Annotated in this window: 9 protein-coding genes and 1 pseudogene; 4 read left to right on the forward strand and 6 right to left on the reverse strand. The window is 71.4% G+C overall.

Annotated features, from left to right (window positions below; genetic code table 11):
• The 6 genes and pseudogenes from GT042_RS34220 to GT042_RS34245 all read right to left on the reverse strand — a co-directional run.
• Positions 1-186, reverse strand: a pseudogene (locus tag GT042_RS34220) (hypothetical protein); the annotation flags it as partial.
• A gap of 287 nt (positions 187-473) precedes the next feature.
• Entirely contained in the window at positions 474-2081 is a 1608-nt protein-coding gene (locus tag GT042_RS34225; protein ID WP_161312583.1) for an AbgT family transporter, read from the reverse strand.
• Between the two features lie 99 nt (positions 2082-2180).
• Positions 2181-3197 (reverse strand): PHB depolymerase family esterase, encoded by a 1017-nt coding sequence (locus GT042_RS34230; protein ID WP_161312584.1) that lies wholly within the window; start codon positions 3195-3197, stop codon positions 2181-2183.
• Positions 3198-3529: 332 nt separating this feature from the next.
• The gene (locus tag GT042_RS34235; protein ID WP_161312585.1) at positions 3530-4321 is read right to left on the reverse strand and encodes a creatininase family protein; all 792 of its coding nucleotides are present in this window, start codon (positions 4319-4321) and stop codon (positions 3530-3532) included.
• Positions 4318-5007, reverse strand: a complete 690-nt coding sequence (locus tag GT042_RS34240) for a GntR family transcriptional regulator (protein WP_161312586.1) — start codon at positions 5005-5007, stop codon at positions 4318-4320. The genes GT042_RS34235 and GT042_RS34240 overlap by 4 nt, the downstream gene beginning before the upstream one ends.
• Positions 5008-5020: 13 nt before the next feature.
• Positions 5021-6079 carry a LacI family DNA-binding transcriptional regulator gene (locus tag GT042_RS34245; RefSeq protein WP_161312589.1) on the reverse strand — a complete coding sequence of 353 codons (1059 nt, stop codon included), beginning with the start codon at positions 6077-6079 and terminating at the stop codon, positions 5021-5023.
• 407 nt (positions 6080-6486) lie between these two features.
• Here GT042_RS34245 and GT042_RS34250 point away from each other — a divergent pair, with 407 nt between their 5' ends.
• The 4 genes from GT042_RS34250 to GT042_RS34265 all read left to right on the forward strand — a co-directional run bounded on the left by GT042_RS34250 (position 6487) and on the right by GT042_RS34265 (position 10939).
• Positions 6487-7776 carry a sugar ABC transporter substrate-binding protein gene (locus GT042_RS34250; protein WP_161312587.1) on the forward strand — a complete coding sequence of 430 codons (1290 nt, stop codon included), beginning with the start codon at positions 6487-6489 and terminating at the stop codon, positions 7774-7776.
• Between the two features lie 12 nt (positions 7777-7788).
• A complete protein-coding gene (locus GT042_RS34255) occupies positions 7789-8721 on the forward strand; it encodes a sugar ABC transporter permease (RefSeq protein WP_161312588.1) in 933 nt (310 codons plus the stop codon).
• A 38-nt stretch (positions 8722-8759) separates the two neighbouring features.
• The gene (locus tag GT042_RS34260) at positions 8760-9611 is read left to right on the forward strand and encodes a carbohydrate ABC transporter permease (RefSeq protein ID WP_161312590.1); all 852 of its coding nucleotides are present in this window, start codon (positions 8760-8762) and stop codon (positions 9609-9611) included.
• A gap of 74 nt (positions 9612-9685) precedes the next feature.
• Positions 9686-10939, forward strand: a complete 1254-nt coding sequence (locus GT042_RS34265) for a glycosyl hydrolase (protein WP_161312591.1) — start codon at positions 9686-9688, stop codon at positions 10937-10939.
• The last annotated feature ends 150 nt before the right edge of the window (positions 10940-11089 follow it).

An 11089-nucleotide genomic window follows, 5' to 3' on the forward strand; every position in this document is an offset into this window, starting at 1 on the left:
GCCGGCGGCGAAGGAACCCGCCGCCGACGGTCCACCGACGGAGGCCGCCGCGAGCAGCCTCAACAGGTCCCGCCGCTCCACCCCGGCGGACACGGCCACACCGTCGCGCCACTGGCGCAACCGCCGCCGGTCGTACGCGGATTCGGTCGGCGGCGGTACGGGGAACGGCGTCGGCTTCGCTGGCATGCCGGGAGCGTGGCAGCGGCATCCGGGCACGTCAACGCCCTCATGAGAGGGCGCGCGACGACCGTACGGAACCCATCGCCCCGTCCTGCCCCCCGCCCCACCTGCGACGCCGTCACCTGGCCGGGCGGCGGGGGCGCCCCCGCCCGGGGCCCGGGGCGTGCCGGCGAATTCATCCGGCCGCAACACCGGCCGCGAGAGCGGGCGCAACACCGGCCTCGATACTGGCCGCGACATCACGCGCTCCCGACGCCCCGGGCCCGTACGACACATGAGCCCCCGGCCCCCCCTCACCGCACCGGCGCCCCCGGCCCGAGCGGAATGCCGACCGCCCACCAGATCAGGAACAGCGCGGTCCAGGCCACCGTCATCGCCACCGCCAGTGGCAGCGTGTACGACGCGAGCGTGCCGATGCCCGCGTTCTTGCGGTAGCGCTGGAGGAAGCCGAGGGCCATCAGGAAGTACGGACTCATGGGGGTGATCGCGGTCGAACCGGAGTCCGCGATCCGGAACAGCGCCTGCGTCGTCTCGGCGGGGACGCTGACCAGCATCAGCATCGGCACCAGGACGGGCGCGGCCAGCGCCCACATCGCGGAGCCGCTCGTCACCATCACGTTGACCAGCGTCAGCAGCAACAGGATCAGCAGGAACACCAGCACGATCGGCATCCCGCTCCGCTCCAGCGCCTCGGCCGCGCGGACGGCGAGCACGTCGCCGATCCGGGTCCAGTCGAAGTACGCGAGGAACTGGGCGATCGCGAAGAACAGCACCAGCACCGGTGCCATCTGCTTGATGCCCTGACCCATCAGCTTCGGTACGTCACCGGCCGAGGTGATCGACCCGGAGCGGTACCCGTACACGATCCCCACCAGGCCGAAGACGAACGCGACCACCGCCGCGATGCCGTCCAGGAACGGCGACTCGACGATGCTGCCGCCCTCGCCCCGCAGCGGGGACGACGCCGGGACCATCACCGCGACGAGCACGATCAGCGTGCCGACCAGCGTCAGCACGGCGGCGCGCAGCGCGGACCGCTCCTTCGGGCTCAGGGTGAGCGCGCCCAGGTCCTCCAGGTCGGCGTCCGGGTCGGCGTCGAGGTCCGGCCGCTTGCTCAGCACGAACCGCACCACCAGGGTGATGACGATCGCGAGCAGCACCGACGAGGCGATGTTGAAGAACCAGTTGCTGAGCGGCGACACGTACGCGTCGTCCCCGCCGACGATCTTCGCCGCGGCCGTGGTGATGCCCGCGAAGATCGCGTCGTTGGGGGTCGGCACCGGACTCGCGTCGTACCCGGACGCGATCGCCGTGTAGGCGACGACGATGCCGAGGATCGGGGAGCGCCCGACGGCCCGGAAGGCCAGCCCGCCCAGGGGGACGAGGATGATGTACGCGGCGGCGGAGGCGACGTGCGCCACCGTGCCCGCGAAGGCGACGGCGAACACGACCCAGGAGGCGGGCACCCGCGAGACGCTGACCCGCATCAGCGCGGCGAGGAAACCGGTCCTCTCGGCCACCGCGACGCCCATGATCACCACGACGATCGTGGCCATCGGCGGGAACGTGGCGAAGTTCTCGATCATGGTGGAGACGGCCATGGCCAGGCCGTCACCGCTGAGCAGGTTCTGGACGACGACGGTCTTGTGGTCGCTCGGGGAGACCACGGAGACGTCGGCGGCGGCGAGGAACGCGCTCACGACGGCGAGCACGCCGGAGAGGATCCAGAACAGCCAGAACGGATGCGGCAGCGCGTTGCCCGCGCGTTCGATGACGGCCATCGCGCGGACGATGCGCGGCAGCCGGGCCCCCTCGGCGGCGGACGGGCCGCCCGGGTCCGCGGGGTCGCCGGGTGGCGGAGACGTTCTGCCGGGGGGTGCGGGCGGGGTCGGTGTGGTCATGGGGAGCGGCTCCTTGCTCGGATGTGAGAGTAGGGGACGGGATCGGCGAGGGGGAGGGGTGGACCTGCGTCGTGGGGGGTCAGGGGACCGGCGGAGCGGTCAGTGGCCGTGGCCGTGGCTGCGGGCCGGGGGCGTGCGGAAGTCCCGCAGGAACGCCCACAGGACCTCGTGCGCCTCGACGGTCTGGGTGGTGTAGCCGCCGCCGCTGTAGACGTCGGCGCCCGGCCAGGTGTGCCCGCCGTCCGTCACGGCGACGTGCCGCACGTCGGCCCCGCGGTCGCAGCCGCTCCAGCTGGTCGTGGTGATGTCGGGCGCGGTGGTCCGTACCCGCGGCCGGGTGCGGCAGCCGTTGCGCTCGGCCCAGTCCGCCGCCCAGGTGGCGATCGCGGGCAGGCCGCGGTCGGCGTCACCCGCGTACGGGATGGTCACGTCGCCGGTGCCGTGGAACTCGATCATGGGCACCGGGCGGGACGGCCGGCACGTCTCCCCCGTCGGGTAGAGGGCGGCGGCGACGGGCGCCACGGCGGCGATGCGGTCGGCCATCCGGCAGGCGAGGAGCGTACTGACGAAGCCCGCGCCGTTGGACTTGCCGGTGGCGTACACCCGCCGTTCGTCGACGCAGAGGGTGGCTTCGAGTGTGTCGATGAGGTCTCCGGTGAACGCGACGTCGTCGACGCCGGCTGCCGCGTAGGGCGCGCCCTGCCAGGCCTGCCGGTCACCGTCGCCGGTGCCGATCACACCCTCGGGGTAGACGACGACGGCCGGGAGGGTCGACAGCTTGGAGAACTCCTCCGTGAGGGTGCCGGTGTTGCCGCGGCCGTGGAAGGCCAGCACGACGGGCCAGTCGCGCTTCTTCGCGTAGTCGGCGGGGAGATGCAGCCGGTACGAACGCTCCCGGCCGCCGCTGGTGAGGGTGTGGGCCTCGCTCGTACCGGCGGCCTGGGGCGCGGGCAGCCGGCAGGCCGTCTTGCCCGTGGTCCGCTGAGACGCGGGGGAGGGGGCGGCGGAGGCGGACGCGGTGGTGGCGGTCGCCGCGACACACAGCAGGAGGCCGGTCGCGGCGGTGGCGAGCCGCCGGAGGGAGAGGGCGGTTCTGGGCCGGAGGGTGCTGTTCATGGCAGGCTCCTTCTGCCGGACGCCTGGCGGCGGACGGCTCTGGTACGGGTGCTGGGTGCTGAGCTGGGGGTGCCCCGGGCAGGGCGGGGCGGGGACGCGCGGGCGTACGAACGACGCCGTGGGCGCGTGACAGGGAAACGCGTGACAGGGATGTACGGGCCCGGCATCGCGGGCGGGGTGGTGCGTGCGGGGCGGCGCTCCGGGCAGGCCGGTGCTACGGCACCGCACACGCCGTCATCGGTGGTGCGGGTGGTGCGATGGGTACAGGCAGTACAGGCAGTACAGGCAGTGCTGGTGGTGCTGGTGGTGCTGCTCGTGTGGCTGTTACGGGATCAGACGTCCAGCCACTCCTTGACAAAAGCGGTCACCCGGGCGACGACCGCGTCCACGACCGCCTGCCCGTCCTCGGCGGTCGCCCACCGCGGGTCGCCGAGCACACCGTTCTCACTGAGCCGGTCGTACCGCACGGCGAGCGCGGGGTGGCTGCCGTGCCGGGCCAGCCGGGAGAGCGGATCGAGCTGGTCGGTGGCCGTCGTACCGGGGACCAGCCGGTCGTTGTGCACCAAGTGCGGTGCGAGGTGGAGCATTTGGGCGGTCTCCGCCTCCCCGCTGTGACCGTGCACCTCGCTGACGCCCATCTCCGACACGACATCGGCGGCCAGCGGGGTGACCGGGGTCCAGGCGAACTGGAGGTCGGGGTGGGTGGTGAGCAGGTCCTGCGCCACCGTGGTCAGGGTGGCGTTGTTGCCGCCGTGACCGGTCACCACGAGGATCTTCCGCCACCCGTGCCGGTGGAGGCTCTCCACGTACTCACGGACCACCGTGGCCAGCGTGGTGGTGGTCAGGGTGACCGTCCCGGCGAAGGCGAGGTGGTGCGGCGACACCCCGACCGGCAGCGGTGGGCCGATCACCACACGCCCGTCGAGTCCGGCGGCCACCCGTTCGGCCACCCCCTCGGCCCGGATCGTGTCCGTGGCCAACGGCATCCCGGGGCCGTGCTGTTCGAACGCGCCCGCCGGGATGATCACCACCGGGCTCGCCGTGACGGCGGTGGCCGCCTCGACGGTGGTCATCTCCGCCAGCCGCAGCGGCGGCCGGGTCTCCGCCGGGGAGTCGGTGCTCATCGCTCGCCCCCCGGGAAGTCGGCGGCGAGGACCGCCGCGCGGATGGACCCGAGGTGGTCCCGGGTCAGCCGCTCGGCCGCGTCCGCGTCCCCGTCCCGTACCGCCTCGAAGATCTCCACGTGCTCGGCGTGGTCCCGCGCACGGTCGTTGTAACGGTGCCGGATCTCGACCTGCTCCGTGGCCCTGACCTGGAGCAACGCCTCGACGGCCTCCCGCAGCAGCGCGTTGCCGCTGGCCGCGGCGAGGGCCACGTGGAAGTGCGTCGAGGTGACCGGTGAATCCTCCGGCGGATGCAGCGCGTTGACCGCCGCCTCCTCCAGCCGGCCCACCGCGCCGGCCTCCCGGACCCGCGCCGCGGCGGCTGCCACGGCGGGCTCCAGCACGAGCCGTGCCTCGACCAGTTCGAGGACCGACTCGCGGCTGCTGCGGGGGAGATGGGGGTTGGCGAGCAGCCGCCGCTCGCTGCCAGGACCCACGTACGTACCCGAGCCGTGCCGGAACTCCACCACGCCGGTGGCCTCAAGTCTGCGCAACGCCTCGCGGACCGTGGGCGTGGTGACGTCGAACCGTCGGGCCAGGTCCCGGGAGGACGCCAGGACGTCCCCCGGAACCAGCCGTTCGGTTCGGATGATCTCAACGATGCTGTCCGCCAGATGCTCGGACAGTGACACCTCACTGCGACTCATGGAAGTGAATAGATCACTTGATCTCTCGGGGTGTCAATGGTCGCGACAGGATCGATTCGGCCCGTGCTTCTCCCGTGCTCTCGCGCTCGATCAGCCGGGGGAGCGGCACCTGTACGGAGCGGGCCGCGCCCCCGTCGAGCAGGGCGGCCAGCTCCCCGGCGGCGATCCGGCCGAAGCCGATCGTGTCCCGGGAGAGGGCGGTCAGCCAGGGGTGGACGAGGCGGCACAGCGCCGAGTCCTCCCACGAGACGACCGAGACGTCGCGGGGCACGGAGAGCCCGAGCCCGGCCGTGACCGCCGCCCCGGCCGCGGCCATCACGTCGTTGTCGTAGATCAGCGCGGTCGGCGGGGTGCCCTCCGCCAGGACGCGCCGGGTCACTGCCGCGCCCTCGGTGTCCGAGTAGTCCGTGGTGAGGGAGCGGACCTCGGCGAGGCCGCGCCGGGCGGCCTCGATCCGCAGCGACTCGATCCGGCGCTCGGTGTGGGCGAAGGACGGCAGCCCCGCGATGTGCACGATCCGCCGGTGGCCCAGCTCGTGCAGCCGGCCGACGATGGACGCCATGGCGCCCGTGTCGTCGGCCCGTACCTGCGAGAGGCCGGGGTGCGGGCCCACGTCGCTGCCGGGCAGCGCGCCGATGACCACGCCGGGCAGGCCCAGTTCGTCCAGCAGGTCGGGCCGGGGGTCGTCGGTCCTCGGGTCCACGACGAGCACCCCGTCGACCCGGTGCTCCGCCCACCATCGCCGGTAGACCGCGCACTCGGCGTCGACGTCCTCCACCACCTGGAAGAGCAGGCCGAGTTGGCGGCGGGCCAGCACCTCCTGGATGCCGGAGATCAGCTGGAGGAAGAACGAGTCCACGCCGAGTGTCGCGGCCGGCCGGGCCAGCACCAGGCCGACCGTGGCCGAGCCCTCGCCGGACAGCGCGCGGGCGGCGGTGCTGGGCCGCCAGCCCAGTTGTTCGGCGACCCGCCTGACCCGGTCGCGGGTGACCTCCGAGACCCCGGGCCGGTCGTTGAGGGCGAAGGACACGGCGCTCTCCGACACGCCGGCGCGCTGGGCGATGTCCTTCATGGTCGGGCGGCGGGCGGGGGTGCGCCTGGCCGGCGGGGTCCCTCCCGACGACGTCCCCTTCGCTGCCACCCGATGCCCCGATCCCGCGTTCCCGCCCGATGTCCGACGTGGGCATCGTATGCCTTCCCGCCGTCCCGGGCGAGTGAAGTCGCCGGGCGCACTAATGCGCTTGAGCTGGAGAAGCTAAAGCGCATTAGTGATCTATCGTAATCTCACTGTGACAACGCTCTGAGCTGCTGATATGCCGTGTCCATTGATCTTCTCCTGCCTTCCATGCGACTTATCCGCGACCGATCTGTTGACTTTCCCCCCGGCGCATTGCAATGTCTGCGAGGCGCGGGCGGCCCGGATGTCCTCAGCTCCGGTCCGCCCGCGCACGCCTGGTCCGAGCAAAGGAGCCGTTCACCGTGCGTATCCCCCGCGGAACCGTCGCAGCCGCCGTTGTCCTCGCCACCGTCCTGCCCCTCAGTGCCTGCGGGGGAGGGTCCGACGCGGGCTCGTCCCCGGACGCCTCCGGCAAGATCGAAGGAAAGATCACCTTCCAGACCTGGAACCTCCAGGCCAACTTCAAGGACTACTTCAACGGGGTCATCGCCGACTTCGAGAAGAAGTACCCGGGCACGGACGTGAAGTGGGTCGACCGGCCTGCCGACGGCTACGCCGACAAGATCAGCGCCGACGCCGCCGGCGGCACCCTCCCCGACGTCGTCAACGTCTCGCCGGACCTGCTGGCCCCGCTGGTGAAGGCCGGACTCGCGCTGGACCTCGACAAGTCCGCGGCCCAGTACCGCAAGGAGTACCTGCCGGGCGCCTGGGCGGGCGATCAAGTGCCGGGCGTGGAAGGGACGTACGCCTTCCCCTGGTACCTGAACACCGGGCCGCTGTTCTACAACAAGCGCCTCTTCAAAGAAGCGGGCCTCGACCCCGAGAAGCCGCCGACCACGTACGACGAGGTCTTCGACGCCGGGCTCCGGATCGCCGAGAAGAGCGGCGGAAAGATCGCGACCCTCGCCAACGTGCCCACCATCGAGGACTTCGGCCGTTACGGCGCCCAGTTGACGAACAAGGCCGGTACGGGCTTCGCCTTCAACGACGCCAAGGGCGTGGAACTGCTCACCCGCTACAAGGAGTTGTACGACGCCAAGGCGCTCGACCCCCAGGCACTCACCGCCACCCCCGAGTCGGCGGGGCACAAGTTCCTCACCGAGTCGGTGGCGATGAACCCCGGAAGCGCCCTGGACCTCGGCAACTTCAAGAAGCAGGCGCCGAACCTGTACAAGAACATCGGGATCACCGACCAGATCACCAACACCGGCAAGGCGAACATGTACGTCATGGGGGTGATGGTCAACTCGCAGAGCAAGCGGAAGCCCGCGGCGGTCGCGTTCGGCCACTTCGTGACCGACGCGACCCGCCAGATGGCGTTCGCCAAGCAGGTCGCCATCTTCCCGAGCACCGCCGGTTCCCTGGACGACCCGTACTTCACCAAGGAGGACGGCACCGACGAGACACGCGTACGGATAGCCGCCGCCAAGTCCCTGAAGAACGCGGTCAATTACACCCCGGTCCAGTTCAGCGACCAGATGAAGACCGAGCTGGGCAACGAGGTGGCCAAGGCGCTCCAGGGCAAGCGGAGCCCCCAGGAAGCGCTCGACAACGCTGTCAAGGCGTGCGACCGCCTGCTCCAGCAGAGCTGAGCCGAGCGGAAGATGACAACCACCCACCCCGCTCCCGCCACGGCGGCCCGTGCCGCCCCCACGGCGGCCCGAGGCATCCGGCGCCATCTGGCGCACAGCCCCTGGCTGTTCGCCGCGCCCGGCCTGCTGATCGTCGGTGTGTTCAGCCTGTACCCGTTCGTCAGCACCGTGATCAATTCCTTCACGGACCGGCGGACGCTGCTGCCGGGACACTTCGTCGGGCTCGCCAACTACCGCGAGCTGCTCGACGACGACATGTTCTGGATCGGCCTGCGCAACAGCGCGCTCTACGTCCTCGGGGTGGTCCCGGCGCTGGTGATCCTGCCGCTGCTGCTGGCCCTGCTGGTCCAGCGGCACATCCCCGGCATCGCCTTCTTCCGCGCCGCCTTCTACACCCCGGTGGTCGCCTCGATCGTCGTGGTCGGGCTGATCTGGGTGTGGATGCTGGACGACCGGGGCCTGATCAACGCGCTGCTGGAGACCGTCGGGGTCGGGAAGGTGGGCTTCCTCAGCGACCAGTGGCTGCTGCTGGTCAGCTCCATGGCCGTCACGGTCTGGAAGGGCCTCGGCTACTACATGATCATCTACCTGGCCGCGCTGGCCAACGTACCGCGTGAGCTGCACGAGGCCGCGGCCGTGGACGGGGCGGGTGCCGTACGGCGGTTCGTCACCGTCACCGTCCCCGCGGTCCGCTCCACCATGGTCCTCGTCGCGGCCCTCTCCTCGGTCGCCGCCTTCAAGGTGTTCTCCGAGGTCTACCTGATGGCGGGCCCCAACGGCGGCCCCGCCGGTGAGGACACCACCCTCGTGATGCTCGTACAGCGCGTCGGCACCGGACTGAGCGGGCGGGTCGGGTACGCCTCCGCCCTCTCCGTCGTCGTCTTCGTCGTGGTGGTCGCCCTGATGCTGCTGGTGCTCCGCGCCGACCGCAAGGAGGACGCGTGAGCGTGCCGACAGCCACCGAAACGGACGGACGACGAGCCATGCGGGTCACCGACGCCGACGGGCGGCGGGTCGCGCCCTGGCAGCTCGTCCTGCGGTACGTCCTGCTGATCGCCGTACTGGCCCTGACGGTGGGCCCGTTCCTCTGGCAGCTGTCCACCTCGCTCAAGGGCCCGCACGAGGACATCTTCAGCTCCCCGCCGTCGTTCCTCCCGGGCGATCCGACCCTCCACAACTACGGCCGGGTCGCCGACACCATCCCGGTGTGGGACTACGCGTTCAACTCGCTCAAGGTCGCCGCCGCCAACGTGGTCACCAACTGCGTCGGCGCGGCGCTGGCCGGCTACGCCCTGGCCCGGATGCGCTACCGGGGGCGGCGGGCGGCGACGCTGGCGTTCGTCCTCGCCATGCTCGTCCCCGTCGAGGGCCTGATCATCGCCCAGTTCACCACCATGCGGGAGCTGGGCCTGAACAACACCCTGATCGGGGTGCTCCTGCCGGGCTCCATCAGCGCGATCAACGTCCTGCTGATGCGCAACGCGTTCCTCAACCTCCCCCTGGAGGTGGAGGAAGCGGCTTTTGTGGACGGTGCCAACGTCTGGCAGCGGTTCCTCAGGATCGCCCTGCCCTCCGTCAAGGGCACCCTCGCCGTGGTCGCGATCTTCGCCTTCATGGGCGCCTGGGACGACTTCCTCTGGCCGCTGATCGTGCTGAGCGACCCGGACAGGTTCACCCTCACCATCGGGCTGAACTACCTCCACGGCACCTTCGCCAACGACGAACGGCTCGTCGCGGCGGGCACGATCATCGCCGTGGCCCCGCTGATCGCCCTGTTCGCCTGCCTCCAGCGGTACTTCTTCCGGGGCGTCGGCGAAGGTGCCGTCAAGGGCTGAGCCTCGCGCCCGTACCCCCGACCTCCACCGACCGAGAACCAGGAACCGTCTGCCGTATGAGCCCTTCCGCCGGTATGAGCCCTTCCGCGCCGCGCTTCGGCGCCAACTACACGCCCAGCCAGGGGTGGTTCCACCACTGGCTGGACTTCGACCTCGACGCCGTACGGGCCGATCTGGACTCCATCGCGGGACTCGGCCTCGACCACATCCGGGTCTTCCCGCTGTGGCCGCTCTTCCAGCCCAACCGCACCCTCATCAGGCCCCGCGCCGTCGAACAGCTCGTCCAGCTCGCCGATGCCGCCGCCGAACGCGGCCTCGACGTCAACGTGGACGGCCTCCAGGGCCACCTGTCCAGCTTCGACTTCCTGCCCGCCTGGACCCAGACCTGGCACCGGCGCAACCTCTTCACCGATCCCGACGTGGTCGCCGGGCAGGCCACGTACCTGCGGACCCTCGCCGCCGCGCTCGCCGACCGGCCGAACTTCGTCGGCATGACCCTCGGCAACGAGATCAACCAGTTCTCCGGCCACCCCCACCCCGATCCGGACCCCATCACCCCCGCCCAGGCGGGCAGTTGGCTCACCCGGCTGCTCGACGCCTGCGAGGAGGGCGCCCCCGGCAAGCTCCACCTGCACGCGGAGTACGACGCGGCCTGGTACGTGGACGGCCACCCCTTCACCCCCGCCCACGCGGCCCGGCTGGGCGCCGTCACCGCCGTGCACTCCTGGGTGTTCAACGGCACCGCCCAGCGCCACGGCCGTACCGGCAGCGCCACCGAACACCACGCCGCGTACCTGATCGAGCTGTCCAAGGCCTGGGCGCGCGACCCGCACCGGCCCGTCTGGCTCCAGGAGGTCGGCGCCCCGGCCCCGCTGATCCCTGCCGGCCACGCCGCCGCCTTCACCGAGGCGACCGTCGCCAACGCCCTGGACTGCCCGGACGTCTGGGGCGTCACCTGGTGGTGCTCCCACGACGTGTCGCGGGACCTCGCCGACTTCCCCGAACTGGAATACAGCCTCGGCCTGTTGACCAACGACCGGAAGGTCAAGCCCGCCGGGGAGACCATCGCCCGGATCGTACGGGAACGGCGCGGCCGGCAGCACACGCCCGCCGTCCGCACCACCGCGCTCGCCCTCGACACCGGGGACGACGAAACCTCGCCGCACCGCGCGACCTGCGCGCCGGGCGGGGAGTTCTTCGAGGCCTTCGCCCGGCTGACGGAGGAAGGTCACAGGCCCGCGGTGGTTCTGGAGAGCCTCGCGGGGGACAAGATGCATCTGGCGGCCCGAGGGATCACCGAGGTCCTCCGCCCGCACGACGTCCGATGAACGGCACCGCCATGTGCCGTACCGCACAGGCCAGTTCAGCTCAGCACCGGAATCGCCCCCCAACGATACGGAGAGCCAAGTGAACCCGTCAGAGACGCGGAGACCCACCCACCCCACCCGCCGCACGGTCGTCCTCGCGGGCGCCGCCAC

The organism is Streptomyces sp. SID3212 (assembly GCF_009865405.1).
In the GTDB taxonomy this organism is placed as follows: domain Bacteria; phylum Actinomycetota; class Actinomycetes; order Streptomycetales; family Streptomycetaceae; genus Streptomyces.

What these genes read in the sequence shown, in the direction of transcription:
- GT042_RS34225 (WP_161312583.1), bottom strand. Translation starts at nt 2,081, where the DNA reads ATGACCACACCGACCCCGCCCGCACCCCCCGGCAGAACGTCTCCGCCA.
- GT042_RS34235 (WP_161312585.1), bottom strand. Translation starts at nt 4,321, where the DNA reads ATGAGCACCGACTCCCCGGCGGAGACCCGGCCGCCGCTGCGGCTGGCG.
- GT042_RS34245 (WP_161312589.1), bottom strand. Translation starts at nt 6,079, where the DNA reads ATGAAGGACATCGCCCAGCGCGCCGGCGTGTCGGAGAGCGCCGTGTCC.
- GT042_RS34265 (WP_161312591.1), top strand. Translation starts at nt 9,686, where the DNA reads ATGAGCCCTTCCGCGCCGCGCTTCGGCGCCAACTACACGCCCAGCCAG.
- GT042_RS34240 (WP_161312586.1), bottom strand. Translation starts at nt 5,007, where the DNA reads ATGAGTCGCAGTGAGGTGTCACTGTCCGAGCATCTGGCGGACAGCATC.
- GT042_RS34260 (WP_161312590.1), top strand. Translation starts at nt 8,760, where the DNA reads ATGCGGGTCACCGACGCCGACGGGCGGCGGGTCGCGCCCTGGCAGCTC.
- GT042_RS34255 (WP_161312588.1), top strand. Translation starts at nt 7,789, where the DNA reads ATGACAACCACCCACCCCGCTCCCGCCACGGCGGCCCGTGCCGCCCCC.
- GT042_RS34230 (WP_161312584.1), bottom strand. Translation starts at nt 3,197, where the DNA reads ATGAACAGCACCCTCCGGCCCAGAACCGCCCTCTCCCTCCGGCGGCTC.